Genomic DNA, 23,958 nt, shown 5'->3' with positions numbered 1-23,958 from the left:
CTGGTGAAAATTATGGATGGTGTAACGGTCAATGATTTAGTAAACCTGGTCAACGCCGGTGAGTTAAAAACAAATGGGCAACACACTGTTTTTGTAACTGCCCAACCGGATGCAAACCATCTAGACCATTATCAATGGAGTGTTTATGATCAGCATGGTAAACAGTCACAACGACTACTTTCGGTTAGTCAACATCCTGGTTTGGCCTTGAGTAATCATGATCCCAAGCAACTTTATTACTCCACTGCGGATCATAGAACGAAAAGAACACGCCTTCATCAATTTAATCTGACAAATTTAAGCGAAGAGCAGCAGTTTACGGTAGACGGTTATGAATTGAAGGTTGAGCAGGAACTAAACGCTCATGAATTACTTTTATCTGGTGCTTATCAATTAAATGAACCTACTACAGAACCGTGGCATGAGGTTACGGAGGTGCCATACTGGTCGAATGATGAAGGTCAAGTTAATGGAGTTCGTCATCACCTCTGGATATTTAATTTAACTACCCAGTTGCTGACGGATCTCGTTCCACCAACCTTTGATGTTGCGAACTTTTGGTACCAGGGTGGGCGACTACTTATCGCAGGCGTATCCTACCAAAATAGTCGCGCATTTAAGGATGGGCTTTACGAATATGATTTTTCTCATCACGATTTAGTCGACCTAATTAGTCCCGGTCAATATCGCTTTGATGATGTTGCAATTTTGAATCAGAGATTATTTTCGGTTGCAAGTAATGGTCAAAAGTTTGGGATGGGAGAAAATCCCGATTTTTATCTTTATCATGATCATCAACTAGAGCTAGTAGCACCTTGGGATGGTAATTTAGGGAATATTGTAGTGAATGATATGACTGTCGTTAGTGGCAATGCATCCTTAGTTCAGGATGACAAACTGTACTTTTATACGACAGTTATGGATTATAATGAGTTTTACCAATTCGATGGTCACCAAACAACACGGCTTTTTTCGTGGTCCGGCGCTGTAAATTCATTTGTTATTAAAAATGATCAAGTTCTCTTTACTGCCACCACGGCCGAACAACCGCAACAACTGTATCAATATCACAATGGAACAGTTACCCAACTAAGTAGCTTTAACCAATTCCTAGATCAGCGCCAGGTCGCTAAACTTCACGAAGTTCATTACCGGGACTCTACTGGGAAAGCAGCAACTGGTTGGCTAATGTTTCCGGCCAATTTTGTGAAAGGACGCCAGTATCCCGCAATACTAGAAGTTCATGGGGGTCCACGGGCTGCTTATGGAAAAAGCTTTTTTCATGAAATGCAGACCTTAACTACTAATGACTACTTTGTCTTTTTTACCAATTTACATGGTTCGGCTGGTCAAGGGGATAAATATGCTGACCTCCGTGGCAAGTATGGGCAAGTCGACTACGCTGATTTAATGTCCTTTACTGATGCGGTATTACAGCAAACAGCTGCAATTGACCGAACAAGACTAGGGATTACTGGTGGAAGTTACGGAGGCTTTATGACTAATTGGGTTATCGGTCATACCCGCCGTTTTAAAGCCGCGGTCAGCGAACGGAGTATTGCCACCTGGTCATCGATGATGGTTTCGGATATTGGCCCCGAATTTGTTCCAGATCAGTTGTCAGTAAACCTCAGTGATCAAAATGGAATGAAAAAGTTCTGGGTGCATTCACCGCTAAGGTACGCCAGTCAAGTGCAAACACCAACATTATTTTTGCATTCAGATCATGATTATCGGTGCCCAATTATTGAAGGTTATCAAATGTATCAAGCATTGAAATTGCGTCAACAACCAACTAAATTAGTAGTTTTTCATGGTGCAAATCACGATTTATCACGTACGGGGCGGCCAGATCAACGAATTCAGCGTTTAAAGGAAGTTTTAAAATGGTTTAATCAGTATCTTAAAAATCAAGAAGAAGGCGATTAAAATGACAACTACTGTTTATCTCAATTGTAATTTATTTCAAGGAACAAGCGATCAAGTGCAATCCGATGCCTGGATGGTGGTCAATAACGAAACTGGTAAACTAACCCATGTGGGTCAAGGCAACTACTCTGGTTCTGCAGATAACACAGTGGACTTAGAAGGGCGCTACGTTATGCCAGGATTGGTGGACGCCCATACGCACATGTTCATGAATCCACTAACGAATAAACTGTATTATCTAACGGAAACTGAGGGGACCCTGCAAGCATTGGAAAACTTACGAGCGGGGTTAAAAGCCGGTCTCACTTATGTCCGTGACTGTGGAGCAGCGTTTGATGTCGATGTCAAATTGCAAAAGTACCGGGACGTGCATCCGTTTGTTGGCCCCCAAATTATGCCATCAGGACGTCCAATGTCAATGACGGGTGGTCATGGTGACTTTACTGAAGGAGAACATGGTGAAACCACGTGGGGCTACTTGGTTGACTCACCAGACCAGATGCGGCATGCTGTCCGCTGTGCGTTTAAAGAAGGAGCAAAAAACATTAAAGTGATGGCGACCGGTGGGGTAATGTCTTCCACTGACCAAGTTGATGATACAGAACTAAGCCTAGAAGAACTCCAAATGGCGGTCAAAGAGGCCCATTCCAAGCATATGACGGTTGCTGCCCATGCTGAAGGTGCGACTGGCATTCACAATGCGGTCGTGGCTGGTGTAGATTCTGTTGAACACGGATGCTACGTGCGGCATGAAGATGTCGAGTTGATGAAACAGCAAGGCACCTTCCTAACTCCCACGTTGATTGCGGGATATACAATTCCTAAATATGGTCAGGGCAAGCTACCGCAATACATGTTGGACAAGGCAGAAGCATTTTTAGATGACTTCTTTTTACATGTCGGTGATGCAATCAAGTCGGGGGTAAAATTAGCCTTTGGCACTGATTCAGGAACACCATTTAATAAATTCAAAGATGCGCCAGTAGAGCTTAGTTTAATGGTTAAGGCCGGCGCAACTAACTACCAAGCATTACGTGCAGCCGGCCTTGGGTCAGCCACCTTACTAGGGGTGGCTGACGAATGTGGAAGTCTAGAACCAGGTAAATTTGCTGATTTCTTAGTGCTCGACCAAAATCCGCTTGCAGATGTGACAGCCGTTCAACAAGAAGATAAGCAAGTGTACCAACATGGCCAACGGAAATTTTAGAAGGTGATTGAAATGACTGAAGAACGACAAGCAGTTGAGCAATACGCCCTTGAACATTGGGCGGACTTTAAAGAATATTTAGAGCACCCGAGCATTTCCGCTCAAAATACAGGAATTCAAGAAACTAGTGATTACTTAGTACGAACTTTTCGTGAGCTCGGTGCAAGTAATGTTGAAAAATGGGACGACCAAGGTGGGAATCCAGTGGTTTTTGCCGAATTTAAGGGCCAATCAAATCGAACTGTGCTGTTTTATAATCACTATGATGTTCAACCTCCCGAACCGTTAACGGAGTGGCAATCCGATCCATTTAAGCCGACTGTAAAAGGGGATCATCTTGTCGCACGCGGTGTTTGTGATGATAAAGGCGGATTAATGGCCCGCTTAGGCGTTGTAAAATACTTTAATGAACATGGTGGCTTACCAGTGAATTTGAAGTTTTTTGTCGAGGGTGAAGAAGAAACTGGTAGTCAGCATGTCGAAAAATACGTGGATGCCCATCAAGACCAGCTGCAAGCCAACGCTTGCATTTGGGAAGGCGGCGGTAAAAATTCGGCGGATCATTTTGAAGTCGTCGCTGGTGTTCGGGGAATCGTCAGTTTTGATGTTCACGTCAAAACAGCGGATGCGGACGTTCATTCTTCACTGGCCAGTTATGTTCCCAATGCGGCATGGCGATTAGTCGAAGGACTGACATCATTGAGAAACCCGAAAACTGGGCGAATTACGGTTCATGGTTTCTATGACGATATCACACCATTGTCATCGGCTGAAGAAGAAGCGGTGCAGAAGATGGACTTTGCAGAAGCTGAGGTAAAACAAACGTATGGATTAAAACAGCCATTAGTTACCAGTCACCCACGCGCAGAGGTTGTAAATGGCACCACTTTAACGATTAATGGTCTATCCGCCGGGTATGAAGGAACCGGGGTCAAAACCATCGTGCCAAAGGAAGCCACTGCAAAGTTGGATTGTCGCTTGGCACCAAATCAAGATCCTGAAGATATTATGACTAAACTACGGCGGCAATTAAGTGAAAATGGTTATGACGACTTTGAGGTTCAACTAAACGTTGCCGAAGATGCTTGGCGGACGCCAATGGATAACGAATTTGTTCAAACTGCTTTGCAGACAGCACGAGTGGTTTATGGACCGACCACTAAATACGTACCAAACACTGCTGGAGGGGGACCAGTCCGACCATTTGGTGAATTGCTGAAACTACCAGTTGTAATGGTGGGTGTTCATTACGCGAAAAGTGGACCGCACGCTCCCAATGAACATTTGCGATTAAGCGATTATGCAGAGGGGAGTTATTTCTTAGTAAAATTGTTAACTGATTTGGCAGTTGATGATTAGTTAAACATTAAAAACGTTTGATAGAAATCATTCATGACTTCTGTCAAACGTTTTTTTAACTAATTTTAAGTACTAAAGCTTCATATGGTTGCAGTTTAATCCGCTCCGTTAAGACCTGATCCTGCTCGTCATAATTACTTAGGATAACGTGAGCTCGTTGATTTTGATATTGTTCTGGGAGTTGCGTTTCACATGGTTTTCCATAGAAATTAGTAAATACTAATAACTTAGATGACTGGCCAGCTAAAAAACGTTCATACGCTAAGATTTGCGAATCTTCTTTTAAAAACATCCGGATATGTCCGGCATAAATTAGTGGTTCCGTTTTTCGCAAGTGAATTAGTCTTTGATAATAATTAAAGATGTCACCAGAAGATAATTCTTTCTGGACATTAATTTTATCTTGGTCCGTCGGCATTAACCAGGGCTTAACGGTACTAAAACCAGCAAATTGACTGTCGTCCCAATGCATCGGCACCCGAGAATTATCCCGAGCCTTGGTTTTAACAATTGCAAAAGCTTGATCAGTATTTAGACCATTTTTTAATAACGCTGAATAAGCATTTTTAGCTTCAATATCGACATAGTCATCAATCGAAGAATAGTGGGGATCGATCATCCCTAATTCTTCTCCCATGTATATATAAGGGGTCCCTCGCATACAATGAATTGCGGTTGCTAACATTTGAGCCGACTTAATTCGGTAGTGCTCGGGGTCTCCAAAACGGTTAAGTGCCCATGGCTGATCATGATTATTCCAGAATAGGGCATTCCAACCATTTCCCTGATCCATTTTCTCTTGCCAGTCAGTAAAGAGCTGCTTTAACTTCATGAAATTGAAGGGAACCTTGGACCATTTTTGCCCATCACGATAATCAACTTTTAAGTGATGGAAAGTAAATACCATTGATAATTCATGTTCACTTGGCTTGGAATATTCAACTGAATTGGGAATGGTTGCTGACGACATTTCACCAACGGTGATTGATTCGCGATCTTGACCAAAAGTTTTTTGATTAAGTTCTTTGAGATACTGATAAACTACTGGTGTATCAGTATACAGACTTTTTTCTTGATTAATATCACCAGTGGAATCAACTAGTTGCTCTGCTTTTCCAGTGACGTTAATCACATCAAAACGAAATCCGTGAACTCCTTTTGCACGCCAAAAATTAACAACTTTAAATAATTCATTTCGTATTGCTGGATTATGCCAATCTAAATCTGCTTGTGTGGGATCATAAAGATGTAAGTAGTAGTAATCAGTATCGCCAAATTTAGCCCAGGCTGACCCACCAAATTTACTCTGCCAATTATTGGGTACCGAGCCATCAGCTTTTGCTTTACGTAGGTAAAAGAATTGACGATACTTTTCATCTCCGGCTAATGCCTTTTGAAACCAAGGGTGGTCAGTTGAACAATGGTTCAAAACCATGTCTAGCATTACCCCAATGTCGTTGTCGTGCAGAAGCTTCGTCATTTTTTCAAAATCCGCCATTGTTCCGAAGCGGGGATCAATTCGATAATAATCAGCAATATCGTATCCATTATCATTTTGGGGTGAAACGAAAAACGGGTTAAACCAAATCATATCGATATGCAGTTTTTTAAGTAGTCAATTTTATCAATAATTCCGGGCAGATCACCAATTCCGTCATTGTTAGAATCATAAAATGACTTGGGATAAATTTGATAAATCACTTTTTTACCTAGTTCTGTCATAAGATCTTCACTCCTAGATTTTAATTTTTTGTCGCCGCGCAAAATCAATAAACTTAAACCGACGGGGATTATGGAAAGATAACGTCAGTTGGAATAGGGTAGTATCCGCTAAATAGTTCTGGCTAGCTACTAATACCGCCTGCTGATTAGGTAACTGTAATTTTTTTTGGAAATCATCAGTAATTTTTTCAACGGTTATCGTTTTAGTAGCATAAGAAACTTCTAAGCCCAATTGATTTTCAATGTAACTGTAAATAGAATGCTTGGCTTCTACTGCCGGTAATTGTTCAACTGGTGGGTTTAATAAGAAATCACAATCCAATACCACTGGTTCATCGTTAATTAACCGCAACCGTTCAACATATATTCCCGTATTCGATAATTGCTCAGGAAAATATTTTTTAAATAAAGGTGGCAGGCTATTAACCATTTTGTCCTGCAGTAATCGTGTTTCGGCATGCATTTTTAAAGATTTATTCAACTCAGCAAAACTGGAAATTCCTGAAATCGGGAACGCAAATTTTTGCAAATCTAACACAACCGATCCCTTGCCCTTAATTTTTTGAATTAGTCCAAAGGTCATTAACTGTTGAAGTGCTTTCCTAATTGTCTCACGAGAAGCCCCATAGAGATCAGTTAGTTGATTTTCACTGGGTAAATACTCACCGCATTTAAATTGTCCATGCTTAATCTTAGATGCCAAATCTTGTGCAATTAAATCGGATTTTGTTTTGACCATTTATCAGAGGTTTCCTTTCTTGAAATTAGCCCCATTATATGGCTGGTGTACATACATGTCAAATGCAATTAATTATGTTGATATATAGAGATTGTAATCGGTTTTAAAATTTATGTTGACAACTTATACATACAAGTTTATCATGAATCACGAAATTAATGAAATCGCTTCATAAAATTCAAGAAAGGGATTTTAATTATGGCAAAGAACGAAGTTGCATTATATTCTCCAGCTAGTGGCGAAGTCATTGCTTTAAGCAAAACTAGCGACCCAATTTTTAATCAAGGGACCATGGGTGAGGGGTTCGGAGTTGTACCGAACGATAAATTTGTTGTTGCCCCAGTTAGCGGAACTGTTTCAATGATTGCTGAGACTAAACATGCTATTGGTATTATTACAGAAACGGGATTAGAAGTTTTGATCCATATGGGAGTGGATACAGTCGGTCTAAAAGGCAAACTATTTACTGTGACCGTAGAAAACGGACAGGTTGTAAAGGCTGGCGACCAAATTGCGACAATGGATATTGATTTTGTTAAAGCTGAAGGATTGGACACAACAATCATGACTTTAGTAACCAATTCCAACAGCACTTTAGCCGGTCTCGACGTGACAGAAGGACCATGTGAGGCTGGAACACTAGCTGCTCAAGCATATTTGAAAGCTGTCGCTGGACCAGATTCGGATAAAAAACTATCATATGACGACTTAGCAGCGTTTATTATTAAGAACGTTGGTGGCCAAGAAAATATTCATAGTTTGATTCACTGTATTACCCGTTTACGCTTTTATCTCAAAGATGAAGCCAAGGCGCATGATGATATTTTAAAAAATCAGCGAGGAATATTAGATGTAAAACACGCTGCCGGTCAATATCAGGTGGTGATTGGCAATGAAGTTACCAATGTTTACGATGCGGTAGTGAAACAATTACCAAAACTGGAGAATGCTCCTGCGCCGGAAAGTCAACACCAAACGAGTGGAGGCAATCCAGTTACAAGAGCCTTTGGCAATCTAATTGGGTTTATCACCGGTTCCATGAGTCCAGTAATTGGAGTGATTGCCGCATCAGGGATTATCAAGGGTTTATTAGCCTTATTGACCCTACCGCAACTTGGTTCTTTATTGAGCATTAAGAGTCCAACTTACATTACCATTAGTGCCATGGCGGATGCGTCATTCTTCTTCTTGCCAATTCTGGTTGGTTTTGCAGCTGCGAAACGCTTAGGATCTGATCCGATGATTGCTGCAGTTATTGGTGGCTTTTTAACTTATCCGCAAATTGTAACGTGGGGGAAAGCTGGTAAGCTGATGTTTAGCTTGGGCGGCTGGCATTTCCAGTTTCTAAATTATTCCTATTCAATTTTTCCCATGATTCTAGCGGCGTGGTTAGCTCAAAAGTGCGAACAATGGTTGAAAAAGGTTCTGCCGAGTTACCTTCAAATGATTTTTACGCCACTATTTACGATTTTAATTGTTTCGGCGATTACGCTATTAATTACGGGTCCGGTAATTCAAGGAGTGGCGAACGGAATTGCTGTCTTCATTAATTGGTTAGTTTCTGCTTCTGGATGGATTGGCGGGTTAGTGATTGGAGCCTTCTACCAACTACTTGTTATTTTTGGCTTGCATTGGGGTGTGGTCCCATTAGTAGCCCAGCAAATCGCTTCAACCGGACAAAGTTCGCTAAACGCAATTATCTGTGCCTCGATGGTATCTCAAGGAGCAGCGGTTCTAGCAGTTGCCATTAAGTCCCGCAAAGCAGATATGAAAGAGTTGGGGTTTGCAGCTACGATTTCCGCATTCTGCGGTGTCACAGAGCCTGCAATTTACGGGATTAATCTGCGCTATCGTAAGGTGTTTGCTTCAGGATGTATCGGATCTGCCTTTGGCGGGTTGGTAACCGGACTGATGCATGGTACTATGTATGGATTTACGGGTGGCTTAATCGGTTTTTCAAGTTTCTTCAATCCGGCACATCCAACACAAACTCAATAGTTTCTATACTTTCTTAATCGCTAGTGCAGTATCAATTGTGGTATCCTTCATTGCCGTTTGGGTTTGGGGATATAATGATAATATGACAATGGGTAAAAAAGTTGCCAAGAAGCAACGTCCAGGAACAACTAAATAATCAAAAAAAGGATTTCAGAGTTTGGTCGTGCCAAGTACTGAAATCCTTTTATGTATTGTTTATTTAACTATTTACGAGTAATTAACGTTGCCGCACCCATACCACCACCGATACAAAGACTCGCAATTCCAGAATGAACTGCTTGCCGTTGCATTTCGTGGAGAAGGGTCACTACGATTCGTGTTCCTGAGGCCCCCAGTGGATGGCCAAGTGCAATCGCACCACCATTTACGTTTACATTTTGCGGATCAATTCCTAATTGATGAATAACAGTTAATGCTTGGTTAGCAAACGCTTCATTAATTTCAAATAAGTCGATGGCACCCTGATCGAGGTTAGTTTGTTGTAATAGTTTTTGGATGGCATAGTAGGGTCCAATTCCCATAATTGCTGGATCAACGCCGACCAGACTAGCTCCAGACCAGTGCCCTAAGATGGGTAAATCATGATCTTGTGCATACTTTTCGGAGGTCATGACCACGGCCGCAGCACCATCGTTAATCCCCGATGAGTTACCGGCAGTAACCTGACCATCCTTTTTAAATACCGGTTTGAGTTTTGCTAACTTTGCTAATGATGTATCACGAATGGCCTCGTCTTGATCGATCATATACATCTTCCCGTGGTGATCACTGACCGTCACTGGCACAATTTCAGCATTAAAGCGACCCTTATCGCGGGCCATTGCTGCTTTATTCTGACTATGTAATGCAAATTGATCGATTGCTTGGCGACTTTCGGGATATTTTTGCAGAAGGTTCTCCGCGGTCACCCCCATGGGGTATTGATAAAAGGCATCACTTAACCCATCCTGGTACAAACTATCTACTAATTCTGCATTCCCATAACGATAACCAAACCGGCCTTTGGGGATGAGGTAGGGAGCATTAGACATACTTTCCATTCCGCCTGCAATGACCACATGCGCTGTACCAAGCATGATTTGTTGAGCGCCTAACCGCAGGGCTTGCATTCCTGAACCACAGACATCATTAATGGTCGTTGCCGGGACTGTATTTGATAGTCCAGCACGAAGGGTGACCTGACGAGCCGGATTCTGACCTTGACCAGCAGAGAGAACATTCCCCATGAAAACTTCGTCCACTGCACTTTTTGAAATGTGGGCGTCGGCTAAGACGCTTTTAACAACGATCGTTCCTAAAGCGACTGCAGATTGGCTTGCCAGGGCACCACCTAATTTACCAATTGGGGTCCGTTTAGCACTAACAAATACTACTTTCTCCACAAAATTCTCCTCACTTTGTTAAGTATGCCGTTAATTCCGGTAATAAGTGCTCGGCTTGCTGCTGTCCTTGATGATAGAGTTCAGCTAGCTTATTCGTGTTCTTTTCCAGACGTCCGACCTTGACCATATTTTCAGGTGAAAAACAGAACCAGTCTCCATTAGCCGCTTTTTGATTAACCACTTCAACCTGTTGATTATAGACTTCTGGTCGTTTAATACCAGTTTCTGCAAATGCAAGGTGCTCTTTAAAAACTCGTCGGTACATTTGCTGCAGCAACTTGGAAGTGGGCTTCTTTTGATAGGCCCGGGGACGCGTCCGCACGATAACAATCTTATCAAATCCTTGCTGTTCAGCAATGTCATAAGGAATTGAATCAGCAACACCGCCGTCCAAGCATTGACCCTTCGATGTAATTTGCGGTTCCATTAAAAAGGGCATCGAGCAAGAAGCCTTCAAGTCATTGACCAGTTCCGAACCGGTGGGGTTAGTAAACGATACCATTCGCCCGGATGATAACTGGGTCGCCACAATTGTAAAATTAGTTGAGGAGCGTTCATATGCCCGTTCGTCAAAGTTATTCCAATCCCAACCATGATCTTCAAACAAAAAGTCTAAATTTAAAATATCCTGATGCTTCAGCATGTGCAAAAGCGAAATGTATTCCTTGTCTTTGCGATAATGCGTATTAACGTGAACCATCCGTCCATACTGTTTAGAAACGTATTGAGCACCGCAAAGGGCGCCAGCAGACACCCCAATGACACTTTTAAATTCAATATGGTGGGCCAGAAAAGCGTCGGTAAGTCCAGTCGAATACTGACCGCGCATTGCCCCACCTTCTAAGACTAAGGCTGCATTATACAACATCAGAAAGCCCTCCGTTTTTATAAATAGATGTTCCCATTTTACCATTATTCAGGGATAAGTAACAAAGGTTGTTTTTGTTATTAGTTTACCGATATTATTTTTATGTAAAGTAAATATTCACTTATCAGATCATCGGATTACTAATTATTGGTAAGGCAAAGAAAAAATTTTTAACCGGTAAATGAGCCCAGACTTGCGCGATTGCTTGTTGATAAATGATCATTTTGCAAATTCAAATTTAAAACCATTCATGCTATACTCTTCAATCAGTGACATTTATTGTCAGAGATGCCGAAAGGCGGATAAGGCATGATGGATATCATCATGAACCTAAAAAATAAAGGAGTTTGGTTATCAATGGGAAATTCTCATGAGAACTATTTTGTATGGTTGTTTAGACAGTTGAAGGGGTGGCCAGTGCAAAACTACTGCCTCTGGTTCTTCGCGTTTGGCTTTCAATTAGCATTACTAATTGAAGCAAAGGTTACTACGGTAACGTTAATTACTTTTATCGGTACTTTGCTAGGGACCCTTTGTGTTTTAGCAATCAATGCAACCAAGGCAATTAACGGTTGGTTAGGACTAATTAGTGCTGCCTGCTTTATTTACGCAGGGTTAGCCGCTAAAAATTACCTATCTATTTTTGAACAAATTGCCTACATTGCAACATTAGATTTACCAGTTATTTTAGCGATTAATTCTTGGAATGACGATACCAAGAACCACCTGCGCAAGTTTGGTGGTAAAGAATGGACGATTGCAATTATTGGAACATTACTGGTTTACCTAATTTCCGGTTACCTGATTGGTCAGTTTACCGATGATCCACGTCCTTGGATCGATGCCATTAGTTTCTCAATCAGTTTAACTGCCGGGATCATGTGCTTTATGCGTTATAATAACCAATACTTCTGGTGGTTGGCTTCCGGGATTTTTCAATTAATCCTCTGGGGGATTACTTTCGCCCAAGGTGATGCCACTTTAGCTATGGCGGTGAATAGTTCAATCTACGTTATCAATGATATTTTGGCCTTTACCGTTAGCCCATGGTTCAATCATGGGCGGAAAAAGCAAGGGTTAAACGCAATTAAATAACTCAGTGACTAACTCCGTGAACGTGAATAGTTCGCGGAGTTTTTCTTTATCCTCAGCTTACTTAATCACGAACATTCAATTCAAGGATCGTTTTGTTGTTATTGACTTTCCGAATTTTCTCACTAATAATATGAATGAATAGTTAACTATTGGTTTCACAGTCAGAGTTTTGTTCGTGTTTAGGAGGAAGTTATGCATTGGTTAGCTGATTTAATGGCCGCAATCGGTGTGGTTTTGAACGGAATTCCCCAAGGGATTATGGCCATGGGGCTTGGGTTTGCGGTTTTTCCTACAACCTTTTCATTTATCTTAGTTACCGGAATTAATTTTATGTTCAATTCAGTTGCCCCGGTTTCTTTTCAGGCAGAATCCCTAGCGGTGACTGGTGACATTGGCGAAAACCCACGGGAGTTTACATCAATTATCTTTGGTGGGTCTCTAATCATGTTAATTATCGGGGTTACCGGAACGCTTACCAGAATTGTTCGGCTTTTTGGTAATCAGATTATTTACGGAATGATGGCAGGCGTCGGTATTATGCTGGCAAAAATTGCTTTGCAAATGGTCAAAGGTTCCAATCAAGAACAAGCATTCCAGCTAACTGGATGGTTATCAATTCTTGTGGCCGTTATTAATTACCTAATCACTAATAATTTAGTTTGGACAATCTGTTTGTCAGTAATTCTATCTAGTTTGTATGCGGTCTTTATTGAGCATTATCGCGCCACATTACCGACAAATGTTAAACTACGCCGGTTTGTTTTTACCAAGCCGATGGTTAATCAGCGCATCATTCGTGGGGCACTCAGTTTAGCGTGTTTGAATATTGGTGCGAACTTGTCGTACGGACTGATCACAGGTCAGATGACTGGAATCAAACCAAATCCCGTTAATTTGAATTTACTAACGACTTCGCAAGCATTGGCGGACCTGGGAACTTCTTTGCTAGGAGGCGCACCAGTTGAAACAATTATTTCTGCAACCGCTAGTGCGCCCGAGCCAGTAATTGCTGGTTGTTTGATGATGTTAATTATGGCGCTGATTTTGGTTCTTGGCTGGCTCCCTAAATTAGGTAAGTACGTGCCGAGTTCATCCATCGCTGGATTTCTATTTGTCCTCGGGGTCTTTGTGACATTTCCGGAAAATGTCACAACTGCGCTTCATGGTGGTCAGCCAATCGTTGCTGCATTAACAATGGTCATCACTGGATTAGTTGATCCATTTACTGGTCTGTTATCTGGCGGCATTTTAAAAGTCTTATTAGCTTTCATCTAAGGAGAAATAATTATGGAATATCAATTACAGGTCGCTGATTTAACACGACAGTTGCCCATTATCCCAATCGATTCTAAAACAACAATTGCCTCATTTGTATTACTTGGTGATGACGAATTATCGTATGCGGCTGCTAAATTACTCCAACCCAAATTACCGACAAAATTTGATTATATTGTCACGATGGAAAGCAAAGGGATCCCCTTGGCCCATGATCTAGGTCTGTTAACACAACATCCGCGTTCAATCGTCCTAAGAAAGTCAGTTAAAGGATACATGGCTCATCCAATCAAGACGGTTGTTAATTCCATTACAACTCAACGCCCCCAAGAACTAGTCCTAAATGGAAATGATGAAAAATTATTGCAGAATAAACAAGTAATTATCGTTGATGATGTCATTAGCACTGGTAGTTCTATGCAGGCTGCGGAATCACTATTGAACCAAGTTAGTGCCAAGGTAATGGCCAAGGTTGCTATCTTAGCAGAAGGGGCTGCCGCCAATCGATCCGATATTACTTATTATTTAGCACGGTTACCATTATTCAATCATGATGGTTCTTTAAAAAGGTAGCTTGGAGTCCAAACGGTTACTTGATCAATAGTATTTAATAATAAGACGTTTTTGACAGGTTAGTTTGAGAAATTAAATGGTTTGCATTAAAATAGGGTTAGATGTTGAATAGGTATTTTAAACAAAAAAGGGGATCATAGATATGCCTTGTACAACAATTCTAGCTGGTAAAAACGCGACCGCAGATGGTTCAACACTGATTTCACGGAATGAAGACTGTGGCTATACGTTTAACCAAAAGCATTTTGTCGTTGTAACACCGGATAAGCAACCAAAGAATTATAAGTCGGTTACTTCAAGATTAAGATTGATTTACCAAGCAACCCCATGCGCTATACTTCCATTCCCGGAATTACGGCTCAGCAACGGAAAATGGGTATCTGGGGTGAAGCAGGGATCAATGACGCCAATACAGCAATGTCCGCCACTGAAACTAGTACCACTAATTCTCGTATCTTAGGAATTGATCCATTAGTAGAAAAGGGGATTGGTGAAGAAGATATTGTTACCATTGTCCTGCCATACATTCATTCTGCACGTGAAGGAGTTAAATTACTGGGTGACTATCTCGAAAAATATGGGACTTACGAATCCAACGGAATTGCGTTTGCAGATCACGACGAAGTTTGGTACATGGAAACCATCGGTGGTCACCACTGGGCTGCCCAACGAATTCCTGACGACAGTTATGTAGTTGCACCAAACTGGTTTAGCATTACAGACTTCGACTTTGCTTCTGCTGATACAATGGCATCTGCCGACTTACAAAAGATGATTGATGATTATCACTTAAATGTCGATCCCGATGGTAAATATAACCTCCGGCACATTTTCGGTAGCCATAAAGACTCTGATTATCGCTACAATATTCCACGGCAATGGTATGTTCAAAAGCTCTTTAATCCAAGCATTGCTGAAACGCCGGATAACCCAGATCTGCCATTTATTCGTAAGCCAGAACGCCTGATTACGGTTGAAGATGTTAAGTATGCTCTTAAGCTCACGCTATCAACACACACCATATGATCCATATGATAGTGAAGGAACCTCTGCAACGCGGACGGCCTTTCGGCCAATTGGTTTCCAGCGGAATGCTGAAAGTCATATTATTCAACTCCGGAATGATGTACCAAAGGAAGAAGCAGGGATTTGCTGGTTATCGTTTGGTCCGAATGCCTTTAACTCAGTTGTTCCATTCTATACTAACGTGTTAGATACTCCTGCAACATACAAGAACACCAAAGAACACTTTGATATTCATAATATGTACTGGATGACTCAATTAATTGCAACAATTGCGGATGATCATCCAAAGCGTTATCAAATGAGCCTTGAAAACTTACGGCAAAATACGATGGCCGCTGGTCGCAACGTTATGATTAAGACAGACCAAAAAGTTGCTAAGTTGTCTGGTAAGGAGCTTCAAAAGCAATTACAGGAAGCTAATAACGAAACGGCAAAGCGCGCTTATGATTTGGCAATGAAGTGCCTTGGCGGCATGGTTGAAAATGGTGCTTTAAAGCTACATTTGAACTATGGAAATGAATAATTTCTACGTAATTAAATGGTCTTCAATCGCGCGTGGTGGTTGAAGACCATTTATTATTAATGGAAGGAAATGGAATTTTGCAAATTAAAACGGGTTATTTACCTTTTGGCGACTACCGGACTTATTACCGCATTGTTGGGGAGCCTTCTAAGAAGCCACCATTAGTTCTTCTACATGGTGGCCCTGGCTCGACCCATAACTATTTTGAAGTCTTAGATGAATTCGCCAACCAAGACCATCGTCAGCTAATTATGTACGATCAGCTTGGCTGCGGACAGTCTTCAATTCCAGATAATACTCCAGAGGTTTACCGTCCTGAAACGTGGGTGCAGCAACTAGTCAGTCTTCGACAACAACTGGGTTTACAGCAAATCCATTTATTAGGTCAATCGTGGGGTGGCATGTTAGCCATTATTTACCTATGCGACTATCAACCAAATGGAATTCACAGTGTGATACTAGCAAGCACGTTATCATCATCTAAGTTATGGGGTGCAGAACAGCACCGGTTAATTAAGTTTTTGCCGCCAGAAGAACAGGCAGCGATTGCCAAGGCAGAACGCACTGGTAATTACCAAGCTGCTGATTATTTACAAGCCAATCGTCATTATATGCAATTACATTCTGCGGATGATGAAGCTAATCTAAACAGTCCAGAATGCTTACGACGGCCTAAGCAGGTTGGTACGGTGTCTTATGAAGTCGCTTGGGGCCCAAACGAATATACTCCAAACGGTAATCTTAAAGACTACGATTATACTCAAAAATTGCAAAGGGTTACCACGCCAACGTTAATCACTAGTGGAACTAATGATCTTTGTACACCGCTAGTGGCGAAAACAATGGCTGATAATTTACCTCACGCTAGTTGGCACTTATTTAACGGAACCCGGCACATGTCATTTGTTGAACGAACAAGTGATTACGAACATTTATTACAATCATGGTTAAATCAGCATGATTAATCAATTATCAAACCCAGTCACCAAAATTGCATCGGGACTGGGTTTTCGTTATGATATTAAATATTCAAGTAAAAAGAGGGGAGTTGACAAAGGAATGATTAAACACTGGCAGGGGTTCATAATTAAGGTTACTTTAATTTTATCAGTAGTGATCATCCTTACACCCACCACCAGCTTAGCCAAGTCAATTTCTAAACAGCAAACCGGTGCGATTCAGCTCAGCAACTAATTAATCGCCTTAATCGCCATCAATTAAGCCTTGACACAAAATTAAACCGGTATTTACCAGAAGTCGCCAATAGTGAACAAATCACGATTCGGCAATTAATGATGCACACGAGTGGTTTGGCAGATGTTAACCGAATTGCTCCGCAACCTATAACAAGTGAAAAAGCAAATTGGCAATTCACCATGCACAATTATCAGGTTCGTAGTCAACCGGGACAATGGCATTACGCTAACGTTAATTACGGACTCCTAGCGATGGTGGTTGCTAAAGCTAGTCATCAATCATATCAACGATATGTTCAAAAACATATTTTTAACTACTACAACCTACCTAACTTAAAGTTCTTCACGCAAGCCTCCTCATCTAGGGTAGTCCCATCGCTGACCGCTGCTCAACACCACCCCGTTTGGACCCAAGCGAAAAGAACAACTGGCGTTATTTACAACGCGAGATGTCCGCTGAATATGGTGCTGGTCAAGTCCTCCTTGCGACTCCCCAAGGTTATTGGCAATTGATGCAAAAAACATTCCTTAATCATCACGGAATTGGCCATCAATATCAGCACATTCGCTTCCAACCAACTGATAATCCATATTATGGAGGAATCTATATCCATCAAAATGCCATCCACGCAAATGGCTCCTATGCTGGATATGCATGTACACTATTTGCGGATTATAAAACAAAAAAATCCTGATCTTATTCAGCAATAACATTACTTTGAAGCAATGTCGCCAATTAGGTCACGATCTTGATCAAATCTACTTTGTTAGCAATCACCAAGCATTTCCGTATTAAAGTTTTTTGAGCAATAGGTAATCCGTTTGCTGATCCTCGCCAACCGTGAAGGTGTGTTGACCAACTCGTTCAAATCCATAATGATGATAAAAACCTTGGGCATTATCATTATGTTCCCAAACACCCAGCCAAACTTCATCTTTTCCTAAGTCCTTAGCAACACTAAGGGCTTTTTTCATTAAACGACCACCAATATGGAGCTTCTGGAAACGTTTTAAAACATAAATTCGCTGAATTTCCATCGCTGCTGGATAATTATTTTCAGTTTGTGCATCAGCCCAGTTAACTTTCAGATAACCAGCAGTTTGACCATTAACATTATAGAAGTAAGTGCGGCTAGTTACTGATTCCAATTCATGAGTAAGTTGCTGAATTGAGTAAGCGTCTGCTAAGAATTGTTTCAGATCTGTTGGATCATTATCATCCCCAAAAGTTTCAGTAAAGGTAGCGCGACAAATTGCTTGCAACCGATCCAAGTCTTGGGGATCCGTTGTCACGAGTTGTAGATGGGGATCATTAACGTCATTAATTGCCATTCTAAAATGCCTCCAAATTAAATTAATCATTAACTATAAATATAAGTGCTGGTGGTAGTCCCTGTCAAAATTATGTTTTTTGCTTTACATAATATATATTAAACAAAGTAATAACAAGAAAGAAAAAACTAAGGAAACTCCCTTAGTCGATGTCACTGCTCTATTCATAATAACTTACCCTTTGTTTGACGACTGCTGATGGATTGACGCAGTCGCGGTCGTATCAACATCACCCTGACCTTGCTTTTCAGTAAGATCATTGAGGACCATTGCGCCATCTTGATAATGGAGACCATGCCGTTCTTTGATCGGCAGTCCTAACGCTTCCGACCAAGCTGGTGTTGGATTATGAACTCGTCCAGTGATATTTTTAACTCTTAGCGCCCACATAGCAACATTCTGTACTGCGTTTTGGTCCAGCGTTACCGGGATTTGATTAATATAGTGATGGAGAATCGTCCGAATTGCCGTTAATTTTACTGAAGAGCTTGTGATTCGTTCTGGTACGGCATTTCTCCAATCACACTAATAAATGATGAAATGATGGCCCAAAGGCGCTTTTGCGCGGTGGTGTGTAAATTAGGTTTTCATGACCATGATCGGTTTCAAAACCAATCAAATGGCCTTGATCTAGAGCAGCCGCTTTTTCACCATCACTGGTTCCATGAATATAAATGGTGTAATTACCTTTTGTATCTTCAACATAGCCGAAGTGAACTGGGACAACGTAGCTCCCATGGTCATTGGTTAAACCTAATCGAAGAATTTGACAATGTTCAAGAATCCAAGAAATTTTAGCATGGTCTGTAATAATATCCTTTCTCATAAGAAGGATCCTCCTTTTTTTCTTGATAATTGCGTCTACTTATATTTTATTTTATCATTTTAGTAAGCGATTACAATAAAATTAAAATTTGTTATGCTAAAAAATGCATTTCGGCCAAACATGGTCATGAAATGCATTGAATTATTTGATATTAAAGTCGTTTTTTAATACTTGGGACTACGAGCATTGCAACCACGGCACCAACGATGCCTTGTAATAGGTTCGTGCCAATGCCCAGTAATCCCGCAACAAAATTATAGAGGACTGAGTCAGCAACCAAATATATAATCACCATCACAATGGCTCCACTAAGGAGTGCACACCACTGACCAATTTTTCGATTGCCAACGTGTTTATAAATAATTCCTGTAACCAGCCCTTCCAAACCATGGGCAATCAAAGAAAAAATCGAATACTGGGTAAAACCAGAAATTAAATCTAACATCATTCCGCCAAGACCGCCAACAATCGTACCATAGGCTGGTCCTAATAACATTGCAGCAATAAAGATGCCGGCATCACATAAATTAACGTTTCCGTGTGTCCATGGAATTGGGATAATAAAAAGTCGGCCAAATACGATTGTGATGGCTAACAATAATCCAGCTAAAATTAATCTCTTCAGTTGACGACTTGAGTTGTTCATCCTAATTATACCTACTCCTTATTTATCATCAGTTATGGCTAATTGTTTCACCAATTGTCCCAACCGCAGTCCATATTTTCGATTAGTAAACGGCTCTTCTTGAGCAGTCTCATTGACTGCAACAGCTAGCAGCTGCGTAGCAGTTCTGACGGCCGTCGTTAATGAGCAATCCGTTAATAACAAACCTAGCAATAGCGCTGCAAAAGTATCACCAGTCCCATAAAAATGTCCATGCAAGCGACGATTACCAATAAATTCTAATCCTTCTTCGCGTGACCGAAAGAGGCAGCCGATTTCAGATCCCTTTGTTATTCCGGTAATCACAACTTGAGCATCGATTTTATTAGATTGCAAAATACTAAGCAGACGCTGGACATTTTTTTCAGTTGGTTTAAGACTAACTGGTTGGTTTGCTAATAAACAAAGCTCAGTCCAATTTGGGGTCAGCACAGTAGCGTGTTGACAAAGTTGCTGCATTGCTTTCAGATAATTATTATTCAATCCAGGGTACAACTTCCCCTCATCCCCCATCACTGGATCAATAATCACTGGTCGATTGCCGAGCTTGGCTAGTAAAATCTCTTGAATTAGCGGAATTAAGCTTTGGTGACCAATATAACCAATCAATGCCCCTTTAAAATCAAGATCTGGAATTAACTGCCAATGGTCAACTGAGTTTTTAATCCATTGGTTAGTTGACAGGCGTTGGAGATCACCAAAACACTCTGTTTGGGTGGATAATATCGTCGTGGGAAGAGAAGCGGTTGTGTAATCCATTGACTGCAAAATGGTTAACGCAGCAACCATTGAAATCTGACCAAGCGCCGAAAAATCTTCGATTACTAATGCTGCTTCTTTAATGATAACCACCCTCATTCGTCTATTAACACAATTCTTAGTATACAGCAACTTCCCCACGACTTCAATAAAAAAGCCGGGAATCTCCCCGACAATCCTTCATTTATGTTTAAACTAAATTCCATACATCCCAATTACCATGGCAATAATTAAAATAATCATTACGATAGTGGTAATCCATACGTACAGGTGATCCTTCATCACTGCAAAGGCATAGATCGATACTAAAACCCGGAGTGCAGGGGTTAATATTAACATAAATAGCCCCAACATAATAATTGCGTACGGCTTTAAAGCAATAATCCCCTGCCCGATCGTACTAAACGAATGGGGGAAGGTTGTTCCAGCATAGCCAGATTGTCCTGTAATGAAGAACATCAATAAGCCAATCACAATTACTAATGCGGAAACTAAAACACCAATCTGCATGATAATGCCAATCACATTTTCAACCTTAGCCATTTCGGAACGCGTTGCTGAACTTTCTTTACTTGCCATTAGTTAATCACCCCACAGCCTTTGAGGATCATTTGAATACCCATAATTAAAAGAATTGGCACAAAAATCATACGCAACAAACGTGGTTGAATTCGCTGCATCAAACGCGTCCCAATTGCCGCTCCAATCAAGATTCCGATTGCGAGCGGTGCGGCAATATGCGGATGAATAGAACCGTTAAAGAAGTAAACGGTTGCGCTCGCTGCCGCCGTTACCCCCATCATCAGATTACTGGTCGCACTTGATGGCTTAAGGGGCATTTTCATGATAGTATCCATCGCAATCACTTTAAAAACGCCACTACCAATTCCGAGTAAACCACTGGCTAATCCGGCAGCGTACATCATTGCAAAACCACCCGGAACCCGTGTTACTTGGTAGTATTTCTCTTGCATAGATAACTGATCATAATAGGAACCTTGTAGCTTTAATTTTCGTGCCCACTTGTCGTCACTGACGTTTGTTGCATCTACTCTAACTTTCCCGCGCAGCTTTTGAATCATATTATAGGTGGAATAGACCAAGAAAATACCGAAAATTACTTCGAGCCATTTACCGTCAATTACTCCAGTCAAAATGGCACCGGTAATTGCCCCAATAGTGGTAGCAATTTCTAAAAACATTGCCACCCGTAAATTCAACAAATCATCTTTCAAGTACGCAATTGTGGCCCCAGAACTTGTTGCAATTACTGCAATCACACTGGCGCCAATTGCATAGCGCATTGGCAAGCCCATTAGAATGCTCAAAATTGGGATAATAATCATTCCACCACCAATTCCAAGCAAAGCACCTAAAGAACCCGCAAAAACGCCAATTAATAATAAAATGGCTGCTTGTGTAACCAAGACTCAAGCCCTCCCTTATTAAAACGTTATTACGGGTTCTTATTCTACTACACTTATTAAACTTGCAACAAGTTAATCTTTAAAGAGCTGTGCATATTCGCCATAACCTTTTGCTGCCAGCTCAGTTACCGGAATAAACTTGAGCGCGGCAGAATTGATACAATAGCGCAAACCGCCACGATCCACTGGACCATCGGAAAAGACGTGTCCTAAATGAGAATTAGCTTGTGGACTTCTAACTTCAGTCCGTTCCATGCCAAAAGATTGGTCACGTTTCATTTTTAACTTATTTAGTGGTTTGCTAAAGGCCGGCCAACCACATCCTGAATCATACTTATCCAGAGAAGAAAAGAGGGGTTCCCCACTTACAATATCAACATAAATACCAGGCTGGTCAAAATGATCATACTTCCCACTGAATGGTGGTTCAGTGGCCGCATGCTGGGTGACTTCATATTGTAAAGGGGTTAATCGCTGCTTTAAATCATCATTATTCATTGAATTCACTCCCAACTAGCAATCATGGGCCTTCGTCATTTGGATCTGTTGAGGTTGTTTATCACTAACGTCCAAGATTTCTAAATCATCAGTTAAAATTCCCTGAGGAGACTTTAACGGCATCGTAAAAACGTGGGCGTTAAAGCTAACCGTCATTTGATCAGCCAATTGCGGTTTAGTGTAACCCTTATAGTAAATCTTTCCGAGGTTCGAATCGAAGCTTGCATCAAAGTCCTTAAATGACTGATTCTGATTAACAAAAATTAATTTAAAGTTATCATCAAGAGAACAATTGCCAAGTGCTGAAAATGGGCCGACACCATCATCGTAATCTAAAAGCATCTTTTTAGAAGTTCCCAAGTAGCGGCTAAGCCGTTGTTTTGCGTCATCAGTAAACGTTAAATACATCGTAATCCCCTCCTCGTTATTGTTGATTTAATTATATCTCATTTTGTTTCAACTTACAATAAGTAAGCGTCACTCTATAAAAAAACCTCAGACTAAAGCTGAGGTTTTAAAGTTTAACATGTAATTAGCCTTCAAAAGCGTCCGTCAATGGAGGAACCACTTGCTTCTTCCGGGAAACAACGCCAGGAAGATTCATTCGGTGAGCATCATTTAGCTTCTTACCAAAGGCCTTTTCTACCTTATCAGTGTTGTCACCAACAACTAACAAGTCAGAATCACTATTTAAAATGTTGGTAGCAATCAAAATGAAGGTATCATAACCATTTTGGTCCATCAATGATTGCATTTCTTTTTCTAAGTCGGCTTGACGAGCAAAGACATCATCCAAGTCTACTGTGTTAACTTGACCAATCCGCACTGTCGAACCATTTAATTCAAATGACTTAGCATCGCCATCAACAATATCGTTATCTGACTTAGCATCCAGATTAGTGCCGGCCTTCAACATCTTAATGCCATAGTCTTCGTAGTCCACATCAGCAATCTTAGCTAAGGCCTTAACTGCTTCCCGATCATGATCAGTCGTGGTTGGGGACTTCAAAAGCAAAGTATCTGAAATAATTGCTGAAAGCATCATTCCGGCTAAGTCAGCAGGAATAGCAATGTGCTTGCTTTCAAAAAGTTCATAAATAACGGTACTTACACAGCCGTATGGACGAACTGTTGCCCATAATGGTTGTGCAGTGTTGAAGTTGGCAATCCGGTGGTGGTCAACCAAGTGGGTTACTTGAACTTTATCAATATCTGAAACACTTTGTTGTGGTTCGTTATGGTCAACTAACATAACTTGGTCAACTTCGTTAGCAACGGTCTTAACCAACCGTGGTGCTTCCATATCAAAATGCTTGAGGGCGTACTTAGTTTCATCGTTTGGTTCACCAAGTGCAACGGCTTCTGTTTCGTAACCTAATTGATTTTGTAAGTATGAAAATGCCATTGCCGCTGTAATGGCATCTGTATCCGGATTTTGGTGTCCAAAGACTAATTCTTTACTCATAATATTGGATTCCTCCTCAAAATAGTGATGTTAATCCATCTCACATCTTTAATCATATCACGACTTTGGCAATTCTCCATAACTTTTTTTGACAG

At 41.1% G+C, this 23,958-nt stretch carries 23 protein-coding genes and 3 pseudogenes; 12 read left to right on the top strand and 14 right to left on the bottom strand.

From position 1 onward, the window contains the following. The first annotated feature begins 12 nt into the window (after window positions 1–12). Genes AC1EKL_RS00580 through AC1EKL_RS00570 form a run of 3 tightly spaced genes read left to right on the top strand, consistent with a single transcriptional unit; the run spans window position 13 to window position 4,495 of the window. A complete protein-coding gene (locus AC1EKL_RS00580; protein ID WP_480189782.1) occupies window positions 13–1,929 on the top strand; it encodes an alpha/beta hydrolase family protein in 1,917 nt (638 codons plus the stop codon). 1 nt (window position 1,930) lies between these two features. Next, window positions 1,931–3,136, top strand: a complete 1,206-nt coding sequence (locus AC1EKL_RS00575) for a metal-dependent hydrolase family protein (RefSeq protein WP_480189019.1) — start codon at window positions 1,931–1,933, stop codon at window positions 3,134–3,136. 12 nt (window positions 3,137–3,148) lie between these two features. After that, on the top strand, window positions 3,149–4,495 hold the full coding sequence (locus tag AC1EKL_RS00570) for a M20/M25/M40 family metallo-hydrolase (protein WP_480189018.1): 1,347 nt from the start codon (window positions 3,149–3,151) through the stop codon (window positions 4,493–4,495). 55 nt (window positions 4,496–4,550) lie between these two features. Here the strand turns inward: AC1EKL_RS00570 and treC are convergent. Both treC and treR read right to left on the bottom strand, forming a co-directional pair. Then, window positions 4,551–6,217 (bottom strand): annotated as a pseudogene (gene treC / locus AC1EKL_RS00565) (alpha,alpha-phosphotrehalase). A gap of 13 nt (window positions 6,218–6,230) precedes the next feature. Next, window positions 6,231–6,956: a trehalose operon repressor gene (gene treR / locus AC1EKL_RS00560; protein WP_480189017.1), complete on the bottom strand. Its 726-nt coding sequence runs from the start codon at window positions 6,954–6,956 to the stop codon at window positions 6,231–6,233. 198 nt (window positions 6,957–7,154) lie between these two features. On the opposite strand from treR, the pseudogene AC1EKL_RS00555 reads away from it, so the two are divergent. Beyond that, window positions 7,155–9,090, top strand: a pseudogene (locus tag AC1EKL_RS00555) (PTS sugar transporter subunit IIABC). Between the two features lie 67 nt (window positions 9,091–9,157). Here the strand turns inward: AC1EKL_RS00555 and AC1EKL_RS00550 are convergent. Then, window positions 9,158–10,336: an acetyl-CoA C-acetyltransferase gene (locus AC1EKL_RS00550; RefSeq protein ID WP_480189016.1), complete on the bottom strand. Its 1,179-nt coding sequence runs from the start codon at window positions 10,334–10,336 to the stop codon at window positions 9,158–9,160. Window positions 10,337–10,346: 10 nt separating this feature from the next. Then, window positions 10,347–11,204 (bottom strand): patatin-like phospholipase family protein, encoded by an 858-nt coding sequence (locus tag AC1EKL_RS00545; protein ID WP_480189015.1) that lies wholly within the window; start codon window positions 11,202–11,204, stop codon window positions 10,347–10,349. A gap of 357 nt (window positions 11,205–11,561) precedes the next feature. On the opposite strand from AC1EKL_RS00545, the gene pnuC reads away from it, so the two are divergent. The 8 genes and pseudogenes from pnuC to AC1EKL_RS00505 all read left to right on the top strand — a co-directional run bounded on the left by pnuC (window position 11,562) and on the right by AC1EKL_RS00505 (window position 17,587). Continuing rightward, on the top strand, window positions 11,562–12,299 hold the full coding sequence (gene pnuC / locus AC1EKL_RS00540) for a nicotinamide riboside transporter PnuC (protein WP_006915983.1): 738 nt from the start codon (window positions 11,562–11,564) through the stop codon (window positions 12,297–12,299). A gap of 192 nt (window positions 12,300–12,491) precedes the next feature. Continuing rightward, a complete protein-coding gene (locus AC1EKL_RS00535) occupies window positions 12,492–13,574 on the top strand; it encodes an NCS2 family permease (protein ID WP_480189014.1) in 1,083 nt (360 codons plus the stop codon). 12 nt (window positions 13,575–13,586) lie between these two features. Then, a complete protein-coding gene (locus AC1EKL_RS00530) occupies window positions 13,587–14,147 on the top strand; it encodes a phosphoribosyltransferase family protein (protein WP_480190161.1) in 561 nt (186 codons plus the stop codon). Between the two features lie 142 nt (window positions 14,148–14,289). Then, a pseudogene (locus tag AC1EKL_RS00525) lies at window positions 14,290–15,696 on the top strand (C69 family dipeptidase). A 77-nt stretch (window positions 15,697–15,773) separates the two neighbouring features. Next, window positions 15,774–16,661, top strand: a complete 888-nt coding sequence (gene pepI / locus AC1EKL_RS00520; protein WP_480189012.1) for a proline iminopeptidase — start codon at window positions 15,774–15,776, stop codon at window positions 16,659–16,661. A gap of 94 nt (window positions 16,662–16,755) precedes the next feature. Beyond that, on the top strand, window positions 16,756–16,890 hold the full coding sequence (locus AC1EKL_RS00515) for a hypothetical protein (RefSeq protein WP_480189011.1): 135 nt from the start codon (window positions 16,756–16,758) through the stop codon (window positions 16,888–16,890). Next, the gene (locus AC1EKL_RS00510) at window positions 16,890–17,405 is read left to right on the top strand and encodes a serine hydrolase domain-containing protein (protein ID WP_480189102.1); all 516 of its coding nucleotides are present in this window, start codon (window positions 16,890–16,892) and stop codon (window positions 17,403–17,405) included. Before AC1EKL_RS00515 ends, AC1EKL_RS00510 begins: the two co-directional genes overlap by 1 nt. After that, window positions 17,402–17,587 carry a hypothetical protein gene (locus AC1EKL_RS00505; protein WP_480189010.1) on the top strand — a complete coding sequence of 62 codons (186 nt, stop codon included), beginning with the start codon at window positions 17,402–17,404 and terminating at the stop codon, window positions 17,585–17,587. Before AC1EKL_RS00510 ends, AC1EKL_RS00505 begins: the two co-directional genes overlap by 4 nt. A gap of 97 nt (window positions 17,588–17,684) precedes the next feature. Here the strand turns inward: AC1EKL_RS00505 and AC1EKL_RS00500 are convergent, their stop codons facing one another. The 10 genes from AC1EKL_RS00500 to AC1EKL_RS00455 all read right to left on the bottom strand — a co-directional run bounded on the left by AC1EKL_RS00500 (window position 17,685) and on the right by AC1EKL_RS00455 (window position 23,863). Then, a complete protein-coding gene (locus tag AC1EKL_RS00500; RefSeq protein ID WP_480189780.1) occupies window positions 17,685–18,224 on the bottom strand; it encodes a GNAT family N-acetyltransferase in 540 nt (179 codons plus the stop codon). A 174-nt stretch (window positions 18,225–18,398) separates the two neighbouring features. After that, window positions 18,399–18,614 carry a hypothetical protein gene (locus AC1EKL_RS00495; RefSeq protein ID WP_480189007.1) on the bottom strand — a complete coding sequence of 72 codons (216 nt, stop codon included), beginning with the start codon at window positions 18,612–18,614 and terminating at the stop codon, window positions 18,399–18,401. A gap of 130 nt (window positions 18,615–18,744) precedes the next feature. Further along, the gene (locus AC1EKL_RS00490) at window positions 18,745–19,050 is read right to left on the bottom strand and encodes a pyridoxamine 5'-phosphate oxidase family protein (protein WP_480189006.1); all 306 of its coding nucleotides are present in this window, start codon (window positions 19,048–19,050) and stop codon (window positions 18,745–18,747) included. A gap of 151 nt (window positions 19,051–19,201) precedes the next feature. Beyond that, complete coding sequence (locus AC1EKL_RS00485) at window positions 19,202–19,696, bottom strand: ECF transporter S component (RefSeq protein WP_480189005.1); 495 nt, start codon at window positions 19,694–19,696, stop codon at window positions 19,202–19,204. A gap of 18 nt (window positions 19,697–19,714) precedes the next feature. Beyond that, the gene (locus AC1EKL_RS00480; protein ID WP_480189004.1) at window positions 19,715–20,566 is read right to left on the bottom strand and encodes a PfkB family carbohydrate kinase; all 852 of its coding nucleotides are present in this window, start codon (window positions 20,564–20,566) and stop codon (window positions 19,715–19,717) included. 102 nt (window positions 20,567–20,668) lie between these two features. Next, window positions 20,669–21,052 (bottom strand): DUF1634 domain-containing protein, encoded by a 384-nt coding sequence (locus tag AC1EKL_RS00475; RefSeq protein WP_006915973.1) that lies wholly within the window; start codon window positions 21,050–21,052, stop codon window positions 20,669–20,671. Further along, window positions 21,052–21,900, bottom strand: a complete 849-nt coding sequence (locus tag AC1EKL_RS00470; RefSeq protein ID WP_464465247.1) for a sulfite exporter TauE/SafE family protein — start codon at window positions 21,898–21,900, stop codon at window positions 21,052–21,054. Before AC1EKL_RS00470 ends, AC1EKL_RS00475 begins: the two co-directional genes overlap by 1 nt. Before the next feature lie 72 nt (window positions 21,901–21,972). Then, window positions 21,973–22,398 (bottom strand): peptide-methionine (R)-S-oxide reductase MsrB, encoded by a 426-nt coding sequence (msrB, locus tag AC1EKL_RS00465; RefSeq protein ID WP_480189003.1) that lies wholly within the window; start codon window positions 22,396–22,398, stop codon window positions 21,973–21,975. Between the two features lie 15 nt (window positions 22,399–22,413). Further along, window positions 22,414–22,806, bottom strand: coding sequence for an iron-sulfur cluster biosynthesis family protein (locus AC1EKL_RS00460; RefSeq protein WP_006915970.1), 393 nt, complete (start codon window positions 22,804–22,806; stop codon window positions 22,414–22,416). A gap of 124 nt (window positions 22,807–22,930) precedes the next feature. After that, complete coding sequence (locus tag AC1EKL_RS00455) at window positions 22,931–23,863, bottom strand: manganese-dependent inorganic pyrophosphatase (RefSeq protein WP_480189002.1); 933 nt, start codon at window positions 23,861–23,863, stop codon at window positions 22,931–22,933. Window positions 23,864–23,958: the final 95 nt, after the last annotated feature.

It is taken from the genome of Limosilactobacillus sp. C0001E2 (assembly GCF_056590915.1).
This window is presented reverse-complemented; position numbering and strand designations above follow the sequence as displayed.

What these genes read in the sequence shown, in the direction of transcription:
- treR (WP_480189017.1), bottom strand. Translation starts at nt 6,956, where the DNA reads ATGGTCAAAACAAAATCCGATTTAATTGCACAAGATTTGGCATCTAAG.
- AC1EKL_RS00530 (WP_480190161.1), top strand. Translation starts at nt 13,587, where the DNA reads ATGGAATATCAATTACAGGTCGCTGATTTAACACGACAGTTGCCCATT.
- AC1EKL_RS00500 (WP_480189780.1), bottom strand. Translation starts at nt 18,224, where the DNA reads ATGGCAATTAATGACGTTAATGATCCCCATCTACAACTCGTGACAACG.
- AC1EKL_RS00580 (WP_480189782.1), top strand. Translation starts at nt 13, where the DNA reads ATGGATGGTGTAACGGTCAATGATTTAGTAAACCTGGTCAACGCCGGT.
- AC1EKL_RS00545 (WP_480189015.1), bottom strand. Translation starts at nt 11,204, where the DNA reads ATGTTGTATAATGCAGCCTTAGTCTTAGAAGGTGGGGCAATGCGCGGT.
- AC1EKL_RS00535 (WP_480189014.1), top strand. Translation starts at nt 12,492, where the DNA reads ATGCATTGGTTAGCTGATTTAATGGCCGCAATCGGTGTGGTTTTGAAC.
- AC1EKL_RS00485 (WP_480189005.1), bottom strand. Translation starts at nt 19,696, where the DNA reads ATGAACAACTCAAGTCGTCAACTGAAGAGATTAATTTTAGCTGGATTA.
- AC1EKL_RS00575 (WP_480189019.1), top strand. Translation starts at nt 1,931, where the DNA reads ATGACAACTACTGTTTATCTCAATTGTAATTTATTTCAAGGAACAAGC.
- AC1EKL_RS00460 (WP_006915970.1), bottom strand. Translation starts at nt 22,806, where the DNA reads ATGTATTTAACGTTTACTGATGACGCAAAACAACGGCTTAGCCGCTAC.
- AC1EKL_RS00490 (WP_480189006.1), bottom strand. Translation starts at nt 19,050, where the DNA reads ATGAGAAAGGATATTATTACAGACCATGCTAAAATTTCTTGGATTCTT.
- pnuC (WP_006915983.1), top strand. Translation starts at nt 11,562, where the DNA reads ATGGGAAATTCTCATGAGAACTATTTTGTATGGTTGTTTAGACAGTTG.
- AC1EKL_RS00475 (WP_006915973.1), bottom strand. Translation starts at nt 21,052, where the DNA reads ATGGCAAGTAAAGAAAGTTCAGCAACGCGTTCCGAAATGGCTAAGGTT.
- AC1EKL_RS00455 (WP_480189002.1), bottom strand. Translation starts at nt 23,863, where the DNA reads ATGAGTAAAGAATTAGTCTTTGGACACCAAAATCCGGATACAGATGCC.
- msrB (WP_480189003.1), bottom strand. Translation starts at nt 22,398, where the DNA reads ATGAATAATGATGATTTAAAGCAGCGATTAACCCCTTTACAATATGAA.
- AC1EKL_RS00515 (WP_480189011.1), top strand. Translation starts at nt 16,756, where the DNA reads ATGATTAAACACTGGCAGGGGTTCATAATTAAGGTTACTTTAATTTTA.
- AC1EKL_RS00570 (WP_480189018.1), top strand. Translation starts at nt 3,149, where the DNA reads ATGACTGAAGAACGACAAGCAGTTGAGCAATACGCCCTTGAACATTGG.
- AC1EKL_RS00495 (WP_480189007.1), bottom strand. Translation starts at nt 18,614, where the DNA reads ATGTGGGCGCTAAGAGTTAAAAATATCACTGGACGAGTTCATAATCCA.